General features: G+C 72.4%; 13 protein-coding genes and 1 rRNA gene (1 of these 14 only partly in view). 2 read left to right on the forward strand and 12 right to left on the reverse strand.

Features of this window, described 5'->3' with window-relative positions:
* Together KV381_RS13235 and KV381_RS13240 are read right to left on the reverse strand one after the other, a co-directional pair.
* Positions 1-221 (reverse strand): 16S ribosomal RNA (locus KV381_RS13235) (it extends 1295 nt beyond the left edge of the window).
* 692 nt (positions 222-913) lie between these two features.
* Complete coding sequence (locus KV381_RS13240; protein WP_030634458.1) at positions 914-1921, reverse strand: stage II sporulation protein M; 1008 nt, start codon at positions 1919-1921, stop codon at positions 914-916.
* 119 nt (positions 1922-2040) lie between these two features.
* Between KV381_RS13240 and KV381_RS13245 the strand changes: the two genes are divergently transcribed.
* Positions 2041-3027, forward strand: a complete 987-nt coding sequence (locus KV381_RS13245) for an RDD family protein (RefSeq protein ID WP_193464783.1) — start codon at positions 2041-2043, stop codon at positions 3025-3027.
* On the opposite strand, the gene KV381_RS13250 is transcribed toward KV381_RS13245, so the two are convergent.
* The 8 genes from KV381_RS13250 to KV381_RS13285 form a co-directional block, all read right to left on the reverse strand.
* Complete coding sequence (locus KV381_RS13250; protein WP_030076041.1) at positions 3024-3692, reverse strand: hypothetical protein; 669 nt, start codon at positions 3690-3692, stop codon at positions 3024-3026. The two genes, KV381_RS13245 and KV381_RS13250, sit on opposite strands and share 4 nt — an antisense overlap.
* Before the next feature lie 140 nt (positions 3693-3832).
* Positions 3833-5290 carry an adenosylhomocysteinase gene (gene ahcY / locus KV381_RS13255; protein ID WP_218785265.1) on the reverse strand — a complete coding sequence of 486 codons (1458 nt, stop codon included), beginning with the start codon at positions 5288-5290 and terminating at the stop codon, positions 3833-3835.
* 279 nt (positions 5291-5569) lie between these two features.
* Positions 5570-6574 (reverse strand): cation diffusion facilitator family transporter, encoded by a 1005-nt coding sequence (locus tag KV381_RS13260; protein ID WP_030076017.1) that lies wholly within the window; start codon positions 6572-6574, stop codon positions 5570-5572.
* A gap of 87 nt (positions 6575-6661) precedes the next feature.
* Positions 6662-7837, reverse strand: coding sequence for a mannose-6-phosphate isomerase, class I (manA, locus tag KV381_RS13265; RefSeq protein ID WP_030076015.1), 1176 nt, complete (start codon positions 7835-7837; stop codon positions 6662-6664).
* A 184-nt stretch (positions 7838-8021) separates the two neighbouring features.
* Positions 8022-9158 carry an SIS domain-containing protein gene (locus KV381_RS13270; RefSeq protein WP_030634438.1) on the reverse strand — a complete coding sequence of 379 codons (1137 nt, stop codon included), beginning with the start codon at positions 9156-9158 and terminating at the stop codon, positions 8022-8024.
* Positions 9159-9307: 149 nt separating this feature from the next.
* Positions 9308-9490, reverse strand: a complete 183-nt coding sequence (locus tag KV381_RS13275) for a Trm112 family protein (protein WP_003968734.1) — start codon at positions 9488-9490, stop codon at positions 9308-9310.
* A 567-nt stretch (positions 9491-10057) separates the two neighbouring features.
* Positions 10058-11431, reverse strand: a complete 1374-nt coding sequence (locus KV381_RS13280; protein ID WP_218785266.1) for a phosphomannomutase/phosphoglucomutase — start codon at positions 11429-11431, stop codon at positions 10058-10060.
* 67 nt (positions 11432-11498) lie between these two features.
* A complete protein-coding gene (locus tag KV381_RS13285; RefSeq protein ID WP_030086004.1) occupies positions 11499-11876 on the reverse strand; it encodes a DUF3499 domain-containing protein in 378 nt (125 codons plus the stop codon).
* A 469-nt stretch (positions 11877-12345) separates the two neighbouring features.
* Here KV381_RS13285 and KV381_RS13290 point away from each other — a divergent pair, with 469 nt between their 5' ends.
* Positions 12346-12774: a metallopeptidase family protein gene (locus KV381_RS13290; RefSeq protein WP_078611244.1), complete on the forward strand. Its 429-nt coding sequence runs from the start codon at positions 12346-12348 to the stop codon at positions 12772-12774.
* A gap of 39 nt (positions 12775-12813) precedes the next feature.
* Here KV381_RS13290 and KV381_RS13295 read toward each other — a convergent pair whose 3' ends face one another.
* Complete coding sequence (locus tag KV381_RS13295) at positions 12814-14361, reverse strand: DUF5719 family protein (RefSeq protein WP_218785267.1); 1548 nt, start codon at positions 14359-14361, stop codon at positions 12814-12816.
* Positions 14358-18254, reverse strand: coding sequence for a glycosyltransferase family 2 protein (locus KV381_RS13300; protein WP_218785268.1), 3897 nt, complete (start codon positions 18252-18254; stop codon positions 14358-14360). The genes KV381_RS13295 and KV381_RS13300 overlap by 4 nt, the downstream gene beginning before the upstream one ends.
* Positions 18255-18609 lie beyond the last annotated feature (355 nt).

Here is an 18609-nt window from a genome sequence, read left to right on the forward strand (position 1 = left end):
TCCTTCACCGCCGGAGTTTTAACCCCGTCCCATGCGGGACAGAGTGTTATCCGGTATTAGACCCCGTTTCCAGGGCTTGTCCCAGAGTGAAGGGCAGATTGCCCACGTGTTACTCACCCGTTCGCCACTAATCCACCACCGAAGCGGCTTCATCGTTCGACTTGCATGTGTTAAGCACGCCGCCAGCGTTCGTCCTGAGCCAGGATCAAACTCTCCGTGAATGTTTACCCGTAATCGGGTGCACACATCACGAGAGCGGAACAACCGGTCGGAATAAGACCCGTTGTTCACAGCGTCCTCGCTGTGTATTGCCTACCGCCACCCACAAGGAGCGGAACAGCAGGACTTTCAAAGGAACCACCAACCTGCCGAGGCAGGCCGGGGTATCAACATATCTGGCGTTGACTTTGGCACGCTGTTGAGTTCTCGGAACGGACGCTTCCTTCGGTCCTGTTTCACCGGGCCTCCGGCGCTTCCCTTCGTTCTTGCGTTTCCGACTCTATCAGACTCTTTCGTGTCCGATTCCCGGTCGAAGCGGGTGCTTTCGAGGTTCTTCGCTTTCGCGTTTTCCCTTTCCGGCGGTTCCAACTTTACCAGACTCTTTTTCGTTCCGTTTCCGGTCCGAATTCGATTTCCGGTGACCTGTGGAGTGGCCTTGCCTTTCGGCGGATCCGACTTTATCAGAAATTCTCGGGGCGAAACTAACGACCCGGAGATTCGAGAAAGGAGAATCATTTGGCCCGGCGGAGCAACAAGTCCTCCTGCACGAGCGGGGTAGATGCTACGCGCTCAACTCGAACCTGTCTAGTCCGAGGCAACCGTTCGAATCTACCTCCCCACATCTGCCGTGTCAACGGTTTTTGTGGGCGAGGAGGACACTAGCAGCTCAGCAGCGGTGAAAGCACATCGGCGGTCAGGCTGCGGTGGGAAGTTCGGCGCTGCGTTCGACCGCTGTGAGGTCACCCGTGTCGCCGGCGCGTGCCGCGCGGCCGCCCAGGACGTAGACGTACGCGAGAAACGCCAGCTCAGCGGCGATGCCGATGGTGATCCGGGCCCAGGTCGGGAGGCCCGACGGGGTCACGAAGCCTTCGATGAGTCCGGAGACGAACAGGACCAGGGCCAGTCCGATGGCCATGCCCAGCGCGGCGCGTCCCTGCTGGGCCAGGGCGGTCCGTCGTGACAGGGGGCCCGGGTCGATCACGGTCCAGCCGAGGCGCAGTCCCGTGCCGGCGGCGACGAACACGGCGGTCAGTTCGAGCAGGCCGTGAGGAAGCACCAGGCCGAGGAAGACGTCGAGGCGGCCCGCGGAGGACATGAGGCCTATGCCGACACCGAGGTTGAGCATGTTGAGGAAGAGGATCCAGATCACCGGTATGCAGAGGAACGCCCCCAGGACCAGGCAGAGGGCCGCGGCCTGCGCGTTGTTCGTCCATACCTGGGCCGCGAACGACGCCGCCGGGTGGCTGGAGTAGTAGGTCTCGTACTCGCCGCCCGGCCGGGTCATCGCGCGGAGGTCCTCCGGTGCGGCGATCGCGGCCTGGACCTCGGGGTGGGCTCCGATCCACCAGCCCAGCAGTGCCGCCAGCGCGGTCGAGAGCACCGCGGTGGGGACCCACCAGTGGCGCGAGCGGTAGACCGCGGCGGGGAACCCCGCGGTGAGGAACCGGGCCGCGTCCCGCCAGGACGCCTTGCGGGTGCCGGTGACCGTCGACCGGGCGCGGGCCACGAGCTGGGTGAGCCGGCCGGTGAGGAGTGGGTCGGGGCTGCTCGACTGGATCAGCGAAAGATGGGTCGCGGTGCGCTGGTAGAGGACGACGAGTTCGTCCGCTTCCGCGCCCGTGAGGCGGCGCCCCCGGCGCAGGAGGTGTTCGAGGCGGTCCCACTCCGTGCGGTGGGCGGTAACGAAGACGTCGAGGTCCATGGGCGTCTGTTGCTCCAGGCAAGGGTGCGTACGGGTCCGTACTACTGCGGCGCGCTGGCGGTCAGCTTGGCAGACTGGGCCCGGCTGGGGCAGAGAAGGTCGGCGAAGGGTGGGGACCGATGAGTGAGCTGGTGACCGGGGACGCGGTCGTTCTGGGGTTGAGGCCCGCGCGGCTGCCGAGCCGGGCGCTGGCCTCAGCGATCGATCTGGCGGTGATATTCACCGTCTTCATCCTGATATCGGTCGTGCTCGGTATCGCTTCCGCTTCCTTGGACGAGGCGGCCGTGGCAGCGATCGGGGTCGCCTCGTTCCTTCTGATCCTGATCGGTGGGCCGGTCGCGGTGGAGACGCTGAGCCATGGCCGGTCCCTGGGAAAGCTCGCCTGCGGGCTGCGGGTGGTGCGGGACGACGGTGGGCCGATCCGGTTCCGGCACGCGCTCGTACGAGGGGCCATGGGGCTCGTCGAGATTCTGATGACCTTCGGCGCCCTGGCCGCCATCGCGTCCCTGGTGTCGGCGCGGGGGCGGCGGATCGGTGATGTGTTCGCCGGGACCCTCGTGATCCGGGAGCGGGTCGCGGCCACCGGCCGGTCCGTCGCGGTGCCGCCTCCTCCTCCCTGGCTGGTCGGCCGGTTCGCACAGCTGGATCTGTCGGCCGTACCGGACGAGCTCTGGTCCTCGATACGGCAGTACCTGACGCGGATGCAGCAGCTGGATCCCGGCGTGGGGCGTTCGATCGCGGAGCGGCTGGCCGGTGAACTGGTCGCGCGGACGGGGGCCACCGCGCCGCAGGGCGTTCCCGCGGCCGCGTTCCTGGCCGCGGTGGTTCATGAGCGGCAGGCACGCGATGCGCGGCGTGTGTTCGCCGGGCCTCGCGCGCAGGGGCCCGTGGGCTCCGTAGCGGTTGTGCCCGGTGTGCCGTCCGTGGCTGCCGGGCCGTCCGTGGCTCCCGGGCCGTCTGTACCTGCCGGGCCGTCCGTGCCTGCCTCGCCGTCCGTGTCTGCCGCGCCTGCCGGGGCGGGTGGAACCGGGTCAGGCGGTGTCGGTGGTGCTCGTGAGCAGCGGCGTGGGGGTGCGTCCTCGGGTGGGTTCGCTCCGCCCGGCTAGGCGGGGTCCTGCCGTGGTCCGGGCGATGTCTCCAGGGCCGCCGGGTCGCCCTGGGCGCGGGGGGACGGGGGCGATTCCAGGTGTTCGAGTTCGATGCCGGGGGCCGCGAGGACCACGTCGCCGGCGATGTGGACGGTGTGCCGTTCGCCGGTGTCCAGGGCGCTGACCTGGTATTCGTCCACGATCAAGGGGCCGTTGTCAGTGGCGTGCGCTTCACTGTTCACCAGAGCCCAGGACTGGTCGACGGTCCTGGGTGCGAGGACCGGGTCCGTGAAGGTGACCACGCGGACGCGGGTCGCGGGGGAAGCGGGGGTGAGGCGCAGAAGGCGGGTCATGGCGATGAGGAATGCGGGGGATGTGCCGGAGAAGGTGTGGGCGCGGACGTTGCCTTCGGTGGCGTGACTGCCGGTCGGGTCGGTCCGGACCCAGGTGACCCCTTCGAGGGCGGCTCCTCGCACCTGCCAGCTCGCGGCATGCAGTTCGAGGCGGATGGGGCGGCCCAGCTCGTCCAGGGCGAGGTCGACGGAGCCGAGGTGGTCTCCGGAGGGGGATGTGGTCTGGGAGACGTAGCGCCAGCCGGAGGGGCCGGGGGCGCAGTGGAAGTGTTCTTCACCGAGGGGGGTGTGATCGTGAAGGTCGTGGAGCGAATACCTGCCGCGGGGCATGGGGTCCTTCGGGCTGTGCGGGGGCGGTAACGGGAGCAGGCCCCCGCCACGGGGGTGCGGGGGCCTGCGCTCGGATCTGCTGCTGAGGGCTTGACGCCCGTCGGTGTTCGGGAGGCCGGCCTCCCGAACACCGGGGTGGATCAGTAGCGGTAGTGGTCGGGCTTGTACGGGCCCTCGACCTCGACACCGATGTACGCCGCCTGCTCCGGGCGGAGCGTGGTGAGCTTGACGCCCAGGGCGTCGAGGTGGAGGCGGGCGACCTTCTCGTCCAGGTGCTTGGGCAGCACGTACACGTCGGTCGGGTACTCCTGCGGCTTCGTGAACAGCTCGATCTGCGCGAGCGTCTGGTCGGCGAAGCTGTTCGACATCACGAACGACGGGTGCCCGGTCGCGTTGCCCAGGTTCAGGAGCCGGCCCTCGGACAGGACGATGAGAACCTTCCCGTCCGGGAACGTCCAGGTGTGGACCTGCGGCTTGACCTCGTCCTTCACGATCCCGTCGATCCGGGCGAGACCGGCCATGTCGATCTCGTTGTCGAAGTGACCGATGTTCCCGACGATCGCCTGGTGCTTCATCCGGGCCATGTCCTTGGCCATGATGATGTCCTTGTTGCCCGTCGTGGTGACGAAGATGTCCGCCGTCTCCACGACATCGTCCAGCGTCGCGACCTGATAGCCGTCCATCGCCGCCTGCAACGCGCAGATCGGGTCGATCTCCGTGATGATCACCCGGGCGCCCTGGCCGCGCAGGGACTCCGCGCAGCCCTTGCCCACATCCCCGTACCCGAAGACGACGGCGGTCTTCCCGCCGATCAGGACGTCGGTGGCGCGGTTGATGCCGTCGATCAGGGAGTGACGGCAGCCGTACTTGTTGTCGAACTTCGACTTCGTCACCGCGTCATTCACATTGATCGCGGGGAACAGGAGGGAGCCGTCACGGTGCATCTCGTACAGGCGGTGGACGCCGGTGGTGGTCTCCTCGGTGACACCGCGGATCTCCGACGCCAGCTGCGTCCACTTCTGCGGGGACTCACCGAGCGTGCGGTTCAGCAGCGTGAGGATGTGCGCGAACTCCTCACTGTCCGCCGTCGACGGGTCCGGAGCCGCACCCGCCTTCTCGAACTCGACACCCTTGTGGACCAGGAGCGTGGCGTCGCCACCGTCGTCCAGGATCATGTTCGGACCGCCGGTGGGGGTGTTCGGCCAGGTCAACGCCTGCTCCGTGCACCACCAGTACTCCTCGAGCGTCTCGCCCTTCCACGCGAAGACCGGCACACCCGCGGGGGCCTCCGGAGTGCCCTTCGGGCCCACCGCGATAGCAGCGGCGGCGTGGTCCTGGGTGGAGAAAATGTTGCAGGACGCCCAGCGAACCTCGGCCCCCAGGGCGACGAGGGTCTCGATGAGCACAGCGGTCTGCACGGTCATGTGCAGCGAACCGGTGATCCGGGCGCCGGCCAGCGGCTGGGCGGCGGCGAACTCCTTACGGATCGACATCAGGCCGGGCATCTCATGCTCGGCGAGCGTGATCTCCTTACGCCCGAACGGGGCGAGGGAGAGGTCGGCGACCTTGAAGTCCTGGCGGTTGGTGGCCGTCGTCATAACGGGCTGCTCCTCGTGATGGGTCGAGGGTGGGCTTGTCTGGGCTGACTCTGCGGCGCGGCGGGCACACGAATGCCCGGGCAGTTCGCAGTGCAGTCCGTCGGAGGCCCTCTGTCCCTCGCCCGGCTCGCTCGCGCCAGCCGGTCGACCGCCATCAGCAGCGACGTCTGTTATTCCGTATCCGAATCTACACCGAACGGCCCAGTGAGCCCCAGCCCGTTCGTGGAGAGGGGCGTGTGTGAGGGGTCACCGGGCCGATCGGGGCTGGTGCGCGGTGGGTCAGTGGCCGGAATCCTTCGGGGCCGGGCTCGCGTCGGTGCCGGCGTCCGGGGCTTCGGCGGTCCTGCCCGGGTTGGTGCCGGTCGCCGCGGCCTCCGCGTTGTAGATGTCCGGCTCCAGGTAGATGACCCGGGCGATCGGGACGGCGTCGCGGATGCGGTTCTCGGCGGCGTTGATGGCGTCGGCGACCTCGGCCGCGGTCTCGTCGTGCCGGACCGCGATCTTGGCGGCGACCAGCAGTTCCTCGGGGCCGAGGTGAAGGGTGCGCATGTGGATGATGCGGGTGACGGTGTCGCCGTCGACCACGGACGCCTTGATCTTCTCGACGTCCTCCAGGCCGGCGGACTCACCGAGCAGGAGGGACTTCGTCTCCACGGCCAGGACGATCGCGATGAGGATCAGCAGGACGCCGATGCAGAGGGTGCCGATGCCGTCCCAGACGCCGTTGCCGGTGGCGAGGGCGAGGCCGACGCCGCCGAGCGCAAGGATCAGGCCGACGAGGGCGCCGAGGTCTTCCAGAAGCACGACCGGCAGCTCAGGGGCCTTGGAGCGGCGGACGAACTCGGTCCAGGAGCGGTCGCCGCGCGTCTGGTTGGACTCCTTGATCGCCGTACGGAAGGAGAAGAGCTCGGCGATGATCGCGAAGACCAGCACCCCGACCGGCCAGTACCAGGCCTCGATCTCGTGCGGGTGCTTGATCTTCTCGTAGCCCTCGTACACCGCGAACATGCCACCGACCGAGAAGAGGACGATGGAGACGAGGAACGCGTAGATGTAGCGCTCGCGGCCGTAGCCGAAGGGGTGCTCGGGGGTGGCTTCGCGCTTCGCCTTCTTGCCGCCGAGCAGCAGCAGTCCCTGGTTGCCCGAGTCGGCGAGCGAGTGGACGCTCTCCGCGAGCATCGAGGAGGAACCACTGAAGAGGAACGCTACGAATTTGGCCACGGCGATCGAGAGGTTGGCGGCGAGTGCCGCCACGATCGCCTTGGTTCCGCCTGACGCGCTCATGAGTGCGTGGTGTCCCTTCGTCGGTGCGCGGCACGTGCCGTCGCGGTGAGGCGGCACATTGTTGCAGCCGTCGGGACGGTCCGTCGGTCAGGCCGCCACAGTGGCCCGGAAGAGGGTGCCCGCTCCCGCCGCCTCGACCGTCTCGCCGGCCGGAACGTAGGCGGACTCCCCCGGCCCGAGGGCGAGTTCGCCGACCGTGACCGAGCCCGCCGTGCAGAGCAGGATCTGGGGGGTGGGGGCGGTCAGGCCGGTGGGGGCCGCGCCCGACGCGAGGGTGTAGCGGGACAGGGTGAACTCGTCGACGGGGGTCTCGTAGCGTTCCTCGCCGGACGGGGCGGCCTCCGGGCGCAGCACGCCGGGCTCGGTGGCCTCGAAGCGGACGATCCGCAGGAGTTCGGGGACGTCGATGTGCTTGGGGGTCAGACCGCAGCGCAGGACGTTGTCCGAGTTGGCCATGATCTCGACGCCGAGGCCGTCGAGGTAGGCGTGCGGGACGCCCGCGCCGAGGAACAGGGCTTCGCCGGGCTGGAGTTGTACGTAGTTCAGCAGCATCGCGGCGAGGACGCCGGGGTCGCCGGGGTAGTTGTGGGCGATGCGGGCGTACGGGGCGTGGGCGCCGCCGAGGCGTTCCGCGGCGGCCGCCGCCTCGGCCACGGTGTCGGCCATCTCCGCCGGGTCCGCGGTGAGGATCGCCGTGAGCACCTCGCGGAGGGCGGCCTCCTCGGGGTGGGCGCGGAGGAGGTCCACGTACGGCTTGAGGGAGTCGACTCCCAGCGCCTCCATCGCGTCCGCCGCCTCGGTGGGCCTGCGGAAGCCGCACAGTCCGTCGAAGGGGGTGAGGGCGCAGATCAGTTCGGGCTTGTGGTTCGCGTCCTTGTACGTGCGGTGCGGGGCGTCGACGGGGACGCCCCGGGCCTCCTCGTCGGCGTAACCCTCGCGGGCCTGGTCCAGGTTCGGGTGGACCTGGAGGGAGAGGGGGGCGCCGGCGGCGAGGAGCTTCAGGAGGAAGGGGAGGCGGGGGCCGAACCGGGCGACGGTGGCGGCGCCCAGCTCGCCTTCCGGGTCGGCCTCGATGGCCTCGGTGAGGGCCAGTTCCGTCTCACCGGACGCGGTGGTACGGGTGATGCGTGAGGGCGCTCCGGGGTGGGCGCCCATCCACATCTCGGCCTGCGGTTCGCCGGTGGGCGCGATGCCGAGCAGGGCGGGAATGGCCGTGGTGGACCCCCAGGCGTAGGGGCGCACGGTGTTGGACAGGCGGTCCATGGAGTCGTCCTCGGGTGGTGCGGGCGGGCATGAGTCTCTGCGTCACCAGGGATACCAGGGTTGTGTGAGGTCCTGGCGTCGCGGGGGTGGCCGGAGGGTGTGGGGTCGGTCGGGGCCGGGGGGGCGGAGCGTGGCTTGGGGGAGCCGGGGCCCCGTCGGCCGGGGTTGGGGCCGGGGCAAGGGCTCAGGGCTGGGGGGCCGAGGCCAGGGACAGATAGACCGCCGCGAAGTCGGTGATCGCGAGCAGTTCGGCCAGGGTCTCCAGTTCGCTGCCCTCGTCCGGTTCCAGTTCGCTGACCGGGGTGTCGTGGCCGAGCGCCAGTTCCCGGGCCGCCGGGTAGGCGCTGAGGCCTCCCGTCGGGCGGTCCCTGAGCAGGACGACCCGGGCCCTCAGCGTCTCCCCCTCGTCTACCCGGTCGCGGAAGAAGTCGTCGGGGTCGGCGCCGGCGGCGAAGTCCCCGGCGAGGAGCGTGCCGTGCGAGGGCAGCGCCTCGGGGAGCTGTGCGGTGAGGGCGGGGCGGCCCGCCAGCTCGGACAGTACGGCGGCGAAGCGGCGGCCGACGGGGCCCGCGGCTTCGCCCTCCGTCCACAGCAGGGGCAGGCTGTCGGCGAGCTCGGCGGCGAGCGTCTTGGCCGGGTTGCTGTACGTGGCGATGGCCGGGCCGCAGCGTTCCGCGGTGCGGTCCAGGCGGTCCGCGACCTTCTGCAGGTCGTCGGGGGTCGCGGTCACCAGGCCGACCCGGTCCAGGAGCGCCAGCAGGGGCGTGAGCAGGGCCCACAGGGTGCCGGGGCCGGCGGCCGAGGTCTCCGCGTCGTACTCGCCGTGCGGGGCGGCGGCCATCGGGACGACCAGGCCGTGCACCCCGTCGACCGCCTCACGCAGCGGGGAGCGGGTGGGGGCGACGGCGACGACGGTGCAGCCTCGGCGGTAGGCCTGCTCGGCGAGCAGGGCGAGGCCCGGTTCGGAACCGTCGGCGGTCGCGATGAGCAGGAGGTCCACGGATCCGGCCCAGCCGGGCAGGGCCCAGCGGAGGGCGCCGGGGGCGGGGGCGACGCCGGTGGGGTGGATGCGTACGACGGGGGCGGCCGCGCCCGCGAGTGCGCCGATCAGGTCGGCGACGCCGGAGGCGGCGGTGCCGGGGCCGGCGACGAGGACGGCCCGGGGCCGGCCCTCCGGGGCGAGGCCGCCGATGCCGGCCTCGGCGGCGTGCCGGGCGGCGGTGCGGACCCGCGCGCCGGCCTCGGCGGCGCCGCGCAGCAGGTCGCGGCGGTCCGCTCGGGCCAGGGCTTCCGGGGCGTCGAGCAAGGACTCGTCGAGCATGGCGGTGGGCCTCCGATCACCGGGTGGGGTGCGGGCTGCGGGTACGGGGGCGGGGGCGGCCTCGCCCGGCTTGTCCCGGTGGGGCGCCGAGGCGGTCCGCGGCGCCTGCGGTCTGCTGCCGTCCCGTCCCGTACGGGTGTCGCTCGCGGTCAGGCGGGGCGGCGGGCCTCGTCGACGAGGAGGACCGGGATGCCGTCCCGGACCGGGTAGGCCAGTCCGCAGTCGTCGCCCGTGCAGACCAGTTCGGGGCTGTCGGCCGCCGAACGGTCGTCGAGCGGGGAGTGGCAGGCCGGGCAGGCCAAGATCTCCAGGAGGCCGGCTTCGAGCGCCATGGGGTGAGTCCCTTCGAGCATGCGAGTTCCGATCCGCGTGGATCAGGCGTCGTCAGCCTACCGCTGGGGTGGTGGGGGCGCGGCCTGGCCGGGGGGATGGAACGGGGGATGTGGTGGCGGTGGTGGGGGTGGGGTGGGTGGACGGGCGTGCGGTGGGTGGGTGGCGGGTGGCGGGAGCCTGCGGCGGCTTTCTCCCGCCCCGCCCCTTGGGGGCTCCGCCCCGCCCTGCTTGTCCTCAAACGCCGGACGGTTGATTTGGGGCCCGCCCTGACCCCGCCTCAAACGCCGGAGGGGCTGGGGTGGGCCGGAGGGCGGGGGCGGGGCCGGAGGGCCGGGGAGGCGGAGCGCTGAGGGGTGGGCCGGAGGGCGGGGAGCCGGAGGGCGGGGCCGCCGGGGGGGGGCGGGGGCTGGGGGGGGCCGGAGGGCTGAGGGGGGGTGGGCCGGAGGGGCTGAAGTGGGCCGGAGGGCCGGGGCGGGGGCCGGAGGGCCGGGGCGGGGGCCGGAGGGCCGGGGCGGGGGCCGGAGGGCCGGGGCGGGGGCCGGAGGGCCGGGGCGGGGGCCGGAGGGCTAGGCAGTGCCCCGGATCAAGCCCAGGACCTCGTCCCGTACTGCTGTCATCGTCTTCTCGTCCCTCGCCTCGACGTTCAGGCGCAGCAGCGGTTCCGTGTTCGAGGCGCGGAGGTTGAACCACCAGTCGGCGGCCGTGACCGTGAGGCCGTCCAGGTCGTCGAAGGTGAGGTCGTCGCGGGTGCCGTAGACCGTCCTGACCTCGGTCAGGCTGGCCGCCTGGTCGGCGACGGTGGAGTTGATCTCGCCGGAGCCGGTGTAGCGGTCGTACTCCGCCACCAGCTCGGAGAGCGGCTTCTGCTGGTTGCCGAGTGCGGCGAGTACGTGGAGGGCGGCGAGCATGCCCGTATCGGCGTTCCAGAAGTCGCGGAAGTAGTAGTGCGCTGAGTGCTCGCCGCCGAAGATCGCTCCGTGCCGCGCCATCTCCGTCTTGATGAAGGAGTGGCCGACCCGGGTGCGGACCGGGGTGCCGCCGTTCTCGCGGACCACCTCGGGGACGGACCAGGAGGTGATCAGGTTGTGGATGACGATGCCCTCGCCGCCGTTGCGGGCCAGCTCGCGGGCGGCCACCAGGGCGGTGATCGCGGAGGGGGAGACGCCCGCGCCCCGCTCGTCGACCACGAAGCAGCGGTCCGCGTCGCCGTCGAAGGCGAGGCCGAGGTCGGCGCCCTCGGCGAGGACGCGGGCCTGGAGGTCCACGATGTTCTTCGGGTCGAGAGGGTTGGCCTCGTGGTGGGGGAAGGTGCCGTCCAGCTCGAAGTACATCGGTACGAGGTCGAGCGGGAGGCCCGCGAAGACCGTGGGGACCGTGTGGCCGCCCATGCCGTTGCCCGCGTCGACCACGACCTTCAGGGGGCGGATCGCGGTCAGGTCGACGAGGCCGAGGAGGTGGGCCGCGTAGTCGGCGAGGGTGTCCCGTTCCTTGATCGTGCCGGGGGTCGTCGCCGCGGCGGGCCTGGGCGATCCTTCCGACCACTGCTCGACCAGGGTGCGGATCTCGGCCAGGCCGGTGTCCTGGCCGACCGGGGCGGCGCCCGCCCGGCACATCTTGATGCCGTTGTACTGCGCCGGGTTGTGCGAGGCGGTGAACATCGCCCCGGGGAGGTCCAGCGCCCCCGACGCGTAGTAGAGCTGGTCCGTCGAGCAGAGGCCGATGAGCGTGACGTCCGCGCCCCGGGCCGCCGCTCCGCGCGCGAAGGCGCCGGACAGACCCGGTGAGGTGGGGCGCATGTCGTGGCCGATCACGATCGCGTCGGCGGCCGTGACCTGGACGAACGCGGCTCCGAAGAGCTCGGCCAGCGATTCGTCCCACTGGTCGGGCACCACGCCACGTACGTCGTACGCCTTCACGAGCTGCGACAGATCAGCGACCACGGCCGGTCCTCCTGGTGTTTACGGAGAGCCCAAACTACCCGGCCGTACAGAGCCCCGAGAGTCGGCCTCAGGAGTCCGGGGAGCGCAGCACCCTCAGGTGGCCTCTGCGGGCCACTTCCACCGGGTCCGCGGCGCGCGGGCCCCTGCCTCCGCCGCCCGGGCCGCGGTCCTGCGGGCGGGCCGCCTCGCGGACCGCGTTGGCCAGTGCTTCGAGGTCGTCGCCGCTGGGGTGCGCCGGTGCGGAGCCGTCGGAGAGCCGCACCACTTCCCAGCCCCGTGGCGCGGTGAGCCGCTCACTGTGTTCGGCACAGAGGTCGTAACAGTGGGGCTCGGCGTAGGTGGCGAGCGGGCCGAGGACCGCGGTCGAATCGGCATAGACGTACGTCAGTGTCGCGACGGCGGGGCGGCCGCACGCGGTGCGCGAACAGCGACGTACAGGGCTCACGATGTTGGACGGTACCGCACTCTTGAGCGGGCTGCGACGACTCCCCCTCGGGTCACCCCACCGTGTCGCCCTGTGACCTGCGGCACAGCGGTGCTTCCGGCGGCTACCCTGACCTGCGCCAGGGCCGGGACCCGTTGATCGCGCGGTGGTCGTGCCGGTGGCGGGCGGGGCTTCGCCCAGGCGGTGGGCGCGGGGTCGGTGATCGGATGACGGGCCTGAAATGGGCTCAACCTTGGCCGAAATGTTCAACTGCGGACATCGGGAAGTGGGGCCGCCTCCCTCGCCTTCGTTCCCGCCTGTCCTGCCCGCGCCCTTGGTGAGGCGATCGGTGAAGCGATCGGTGATGTGATCGGTGATGTGATCGGTGATGTGATCGGTGATGTGATCGGTGAACCGATCCGGTCGCCCCCGGCCGGCCGCGTCGTTCATCTGATCGTCCTGGTCCCCGGAGCGTTACGCTGCGTCGGTGATGGACAGCTCCGTACCTCCCCACCCGTTCGAGCCGCGGCCCCGGCGCCGTGACCGTCATGGCCGCGGTATGCGGGGGCCGGTCGCGCCGCCCCAGGTGCCGCTGTCGGCCAGCCGGGGGCAGACCTTCCGGGATCTGGTCCAGGACTCGGTGGAGCGGCTGGAGAGGCGCTGGCCGCAGCTGGCCGAGGTCGACTTCGTCGTCCTCGACGTGCCCGGCACGCCGGAGGAGGTCGTTCCGCTCGGCAGCGCGATGGCCGCGGGCAAGGGGCGGCCCGCCCAGATCGTCGTCTACCGGCGGCCCGTCGAGATCCGTACCAAGAGCCGCGACGAGCGCGCCCTGCTCGTCCACGAGGTCGTCGTCGAGCAGGTGGCCGAGCTGCTGGGGCTGGCCCCCGAGTCGGTCGATCCCCGGTACGGGCAGGACTGACCTCCGCGGCCCGCCGCGGCCCCGCCGCCGGCCGCGCCCTCAGTCGTCCAGGACCGAGAGGTCCTGGACGGCCGACGGGACCTCGACCGTGCCGCCGTCGTCGGGGAGCGTCTGCACGGTGAACATCTGGACGCCGCCCTCGGTGCGCGCGAGGGTGCGCGACGCGTGGACCGGGCCGCCCGAGGTCGTCTCGACGGTCAGCGCGTAGGCGCCCTTGAGGCCCTCCGGCGCCGTCGGGGTGACGGCGAGGGTCGTGCCGGCCTTGACGGTGTACGTCTCCACGGACGGTTCGCCGCCCCCGCTGCCCGCCGACGCGGTGACCTTCACCTTGGCCGTGGCGCCCGGCGCGGCCAGGGAGAGCGTGGAGCCCTTGGCCCGGTTGTCCGGGACGCTCGCCCGGGCGCCGACCGGTCCGGTGGCCGGGATGTAGGCGACCTCCTGCTGGTCGCCCTTGCCGCGGACCACGCGCAGCGCCGCCACGATCGGGGTCGCCCGGTCCTTCTGCACCGGGCTCAGACGCAGGGAGCCCGGTTCCTCCCGGGTGACGTCCTTGAGGTCGACGGTCGCCGTCATCGAGGACTTGATGTGCAGGGTGGCGTTGCCGGCCGGGGAGAACGTCGCGTTCTTCCCCATGAGCTGGACCTTCACGTCCGCGTCGTCCTCGCCGGGAGCGAACGCCACCAGCTGTACGGAGGTGGCGTCGGCCGGGATGCCGGGCAGCACGAGCGTGCCGGAGGGGTCGTCGGACGCGGTGATCCAGTCGCTGCCCACGTTGTCCTCGGCGCTCATGACGACCGCTCCGATCCGCCCCGAGCGGGTGGTGACGTGTGCGGTCAGCTGGTCGACGGCCTCGGTGGTGAGGGTGGACAGCAGGACGGCGACGCTGGAGCGGGCCGGCACGGTGATGCCGTCGCCGACCTCGGCCTTGAGCGCGCCCTTGGGGCCGTACAGCTCGATGTCGGCCACGGCGCCGGTGTCGTCGGGGTTGGTGAGGTGGATGTAGTCCTGGCGGGACTTGGCGGTACTCGCGCCCGGGAACCAGAAGTCGGTGTCGGGGGCGGTGCAGGTGACCCCGAGGAGCCCCCGGCCGCCGCCCGCGGTGACCTCGGTGGTCTGCTGGGCGGCCCAGCCGGGGGCCAGCCGGCCGGTGGCCGTGCCGACGAGGGCCGGGGCTCCGGAGCCGTTCGCGTCGGCGACGACCGGCTTTCCGGGCTCCTTCACGGCGAGGACCGGCTTCTCGGCCTTCTCCTTCGCCTTCTTCGCGGCTTCCTCGGCCTTCTTGACCTTCTTGGGGTCGGTCTCGGCCTCCTCGTCCTCGTCGTCCGCGACCGGCAGGGCCGGCTTCAGCTCGGCGGTGCCCTTGGCTTCGCCGCCCGGGCCCGCCGGCGTGAACGCGGTGTACTGCGTCTCCGCCAGGTCGGAGTTGCTGGGCGCCGGGCAGACCAGGCTGGAGCGCTCGACCGGCAGCAGCGTGGCGGACTTCGCCGCGGTGTCGGCCGGGGCGCCGGGCGCGGTGACCGTGGCGAATCCGGTGATGGCGGCCAGGACGGCCGCGCCCGCGATCAGGGACAGGTGGGTGGACTTCACTCGGACTCGCCTCGCGATGCGTTACCGGTCTGCCACGGGGCCTGACCCGGGGCCGGAGGGTCGGTGTGTTCGCCGTTCTCGCCGTACGGGTGCTGGGGGTGCTGCTGCCCGCCGACGTACTGGCCGTACTCGTCGTACGCGCCCTGATTGTCGTACGCGGCGCTCTGGCCTGCGTACGTGCCCTGGCCCTCGTACGTGCTCTGGCCCTCGTACGCGCCCTGGCCGTTGTACGTGCCCTGGTCGTCGTACTGCTGCGCGTACGGGTCCTGGACTCCGTAGCCGCCCTGGTAGTCGGCGCTCTGATGGCCCGGCTGCTGTTGCTGGTGCTGTTGGGCGTACGGGTCCGGCTGCTGGTACGTCGCGTAGTGGTCGGCGTTCGGCTGCTGCTGCCCGTCCCACTGCGCGTACGCGTCGTACTGCTGCTGCGGAGCCGACGGGACCGCCGCGTAGCCGCCCGTGGCCTCCTGCGGGTCGTACGCCGGAGGGTTCTCGGCGTACGGGTCGGCGGACTGCTGCGCGGGGATGTACTCCCCCGGGTCGGGCAGGTGGCCGTGGTCCTCGGAGTCCCCGGCGCGCGACGGGTCGTCGGTCCCGTCCTCCTCGGCGGCGGCCGCCGCCTCCGCCTGGGCCGCGGCGCGCAGCCTGCGGGCGCGGCGACCCTCCCCGTCGACCGGCTCGGCGGCGACGGCGAGCGCCTCCTCGGGCAGGTCGTCGTCGATCTCCCGGCGGCGGCCCGGCAGGGCCATGACCACCAGGACCACCAGGAGCGCGGCCTGGGACCAGATCCACGCGGTGTGGGTGATCGGGGCGTCGTGGGTGAGGTCCAGGCGACCGCCGTTGGCGGGCAGTTCGAAGCCCTGGGCCCAGCCGTCGACGGTCTTGCGGGTCAGCGGCTTGCCGTCCAGCGTGGCCGTCCAGCCCGGGTCGGCGGCGTCCGCGATCCGCAGCACGCGGCCCGGCTCCCCGGACGGGATCTCGGAGTGCGCCTCGACGGCGGCCGAGCCGACCGCGATGTGCTCTCCCTCGCCGGAAGCCGGGGTGATCATGACGCGGGCGACCTGGCGGTCCACCCGCCACAGGGCGCTGCCGTCGAGCTGGCTGAGGCGGCTGAGGCCGGGGGTCGAGTCGAGGACCCGGCTCATCTCGCGCGGCGCGCCGTCCCGGACGAGGACGTAGCGGATCGCGAAGCCGCTGAGCTGGCCGCCCTGGTCGGCGCCGGAGCCGGCGACGAGGTTGGCGACGACCTTGTCGAGGTGGCTGTTGCCGCCGACCGCCTCGGTGAGTTCGCCGTCGCCGAGGCGCGCGCCCGAGCCGCGGACCAGGCTGTACGCCACGGAGTCGGGCGAGGTGCCGCCGAGGACGAGGGTGCGGGGCTGGTCGCGGGTGGTGCTCTCCTCCGCCACGAAGGCGGGCACCTGTACGGGGTCGCGTCGCTCCAGCGGGCCGTCCGCGCCGCCGATCATCCAGCCGGCGGCGGCCAGGACCGGGGCCAGCCCGGCGGCCAGCGCGATCAGGGCGGCGACGGGCTGACGCCAGCCGAAGCTCTGCTCGGCGACCCGGATCCGGGCGCCGTCCGCGCCCACCAGGGCGGCGGCGATCAGGGCGGTGCCGTAGACGAGGGTGGCGGGTCCGGCCCAGGTGGATCCGTTGGCGACGGCGGCGAAGAGGAAGCCGACGAGCGCGACCGCCCAGGCGGTGCGGACGGCGAACTGCCGGTCCTCGCGCAGCAGGGCGGCGAGCGCGGCCAGCACGATGCCGAGGAGCAGGATGCCGCCCGCCGCACCGGGGCCGCCGGGGCTGATGCCGAGCAGGTCGAGGCCCGAGGCGTCGCCCGCACCGATGTCCAGGCCCGCCTCGGTCAGGAGCGCGGACGGGTTCGTCAGGAGGCTCAGCGACCAGGGGGCGAGGACGAGCACCGGGGTGCCGACGGCGGCGACGAAGCGGAGACCGTACGCGGTGATGTCGCCGCGCCGCAGCACGAGCACGCCGAGGCCGAGGACCACGGCGAGCGGCCAGACGATCGGGGTGAACGCCATGGTGACGGTCAGCAGCAGGGTGTACGCCCAGGTGGCGCGCCAGCTGCCGCGCTCCCCCGCCGCGCTGTCCGCGCGCAGCCCGTGGGCGGCGACGCCCGCGCGGGCGATCAGCGGAAGCAGGACGAGGAGGACGGCGGTGCCGAGACGGCCGGTGGCCAGGGCGCCGGTCGCGGCGGGCAGGAAGGCGTACGCGACGCTCGCCCAGGCCCGCAGCAGCCGGGAGGGGAGCAGCGGGCGGGAGGCGAAGTAGGCGGTGGCGCCGGCCAGCGGGATCGAGCAGACCAGCAGCACGCTGACGGCGAGCCCGGTCGAGCCGAGGAACAGGGCCGACAGCGCGGCGAGCAGGGCGAGGTAGGGCGGGGCGGTCTGGGTGCCGCCGGTGCCCACCGTGTGCCAGGCGTCCGCGTACCGGTCCCAGAGCGCGCCGACCTCGGCCGGGGCGGGCAGCAGCGCGCCGCCCGCCAGGGCTCCGCCGCTGAGCAGGTTGCGGCAGGCGATGAGCGAGACGACCAGGAGCAGGAGGAAGAGGACGGGGCCGGGCTTGCGGCCGATGCGCTTGAGGCGGGCGAACTGGTCGACTTCGAGGAAGTCGGCGTCGTCGCCGCCCGGTCCGGATTCGACGGCCCCGTGGCGCGAGCCGCCCGCTTCGGAGTCCGTACGGCCGCCGAAGTTGCCCGCGACCTGGTCGACGGTGGCCCGGACGGTGGCGCCGGGCGGCGGGAACAGGGCACGCAGTTCTTGGGCGTCGACGACGCCCTTTCCGCGGTTGCGGCGGGCCGCGAGGATGCGGCCGGGGCGCAGCAGGGTGCCGAGCAGGCCGGTGACCTCGTCGAGGGCCTGGCCGGGCACCTTGCCGACGAGGTAGGCGAGGGTACGCAGGAGGGTGCCGACGACGAGCCGGAGCAGGACCCAGGGCAGGACCTTGCCGCGGGCGTTGACGAGCATCGTGTAGACCGCGCCCGCCTTGTCGACGCGGTGCGGGCTGGCGACCGAGCGGCCGGCGCAGTCGATGGGGCGGCGTTCGCGGGCGGAGGCCTCGGCGTGCCGCAGGACGGCGTCCGGGGCGACGAGGACCCGGTGTCCGGCGAGGTGGGCGCGCCAGCAGAGGTCGACGTCGTCGCGCATCAGCGGGAGCCTGCGGTCGAAGCCGCCGAGCTCCTCGTAGACGTCGCGGCGGATGAGCATGCCGGCGGAGGAGACGGACAGGACGGTACGGACCTGGTCGTGCTGGCCCTGGTCCTGCTCGCGGCGGTCCAGGCCGGTCCAGCGGCGGCCGCTGTTGGCGATGGAGACGCCGACCTCGAGGAGCTGCTTGCGGTCGTACCAGCCGCGCAGCTTGGGGCCGACGATCGTGGCGTGCTTGTCGTTGTCGACGACGCGCAGCATCTCGGCGAGCGCGTCCGGCTCGGGTGCGCAGTCGTCGTGCAGCAGCCAGAGCCACTGGACCGGTTCGCCGTGCGGCAGCTCGGGGAGGTCGTAGTTCTCGTCGACCCAGGTGCGGGTCTCGGGGTCCCAGCCGCTGGGGCGCTTGAGGTACGGCAGGTCGTCCGGGGTGAGGATCCCGGCCGTGCGGGCCGCCTCGTCGACGGCCGTGCCGAAGCTCGTACGGCGTGCGAGGTGCAGGACGCGTTCGTCGCCGAGCGCCTCGGTGACCAGCCGGGCCGAGTCGTCGGCGCTGCCGGTGTCGGCGGCGACGACGTTCTGTACGGGGCGTTCCTGCCCGAGCAGCCCGGCCAGCACGTCGGGCAGCCAGCGGGCGCCGTCGTGGGAGACGAGCACGGCGGTGACGACGTGCCGGGGGAACTCTGGGGCGGCGGCGGCCGCGTTCGGCGCCGCCGAGTGGCTGTGCACGGACATCGAGGTACGGGCCCTCCGGCCGGGTCCGGGGGCGTCCCCGGGGGCTGCATCGGTGTACACGCGCGCCCCGGCGGGGCGTTGGCGCGTCTCGGACGGGGCCCCACACTAACGGTACGGACAGGTGACGGAGGTCCGAGCGGGTGAAGCGGCCGGGGGCGGACCGGCCGACGGCCCGCCGGCCGAACCCTGGGGAAGGGGTCGGCGGACGGGCCGTCGGGGGGCTGTCGGGGTGCGAGGAGTGTGGCGGGGTGGGGGGGCCTGGGGAGGTGTGGGCCTGGGAGCCCTGGGGGTGGTGGGGGGGGTGGGGGTGGGAGGTCTGGGAGGCTCAGCGGCTTGTGACCCTGCCGCTCTGCGG

This window comes from Streptomyces sp. WY228 (assembly GCF_019287315.1).
In the GTDB taxonomy this organism is placed as follows: domain Bacteria; phylum Actinomycetota; class Actinomycetes; order Streptomycetales; family Streptomycetaceae; genus Streptomyces; species Streptomyces caviscabies.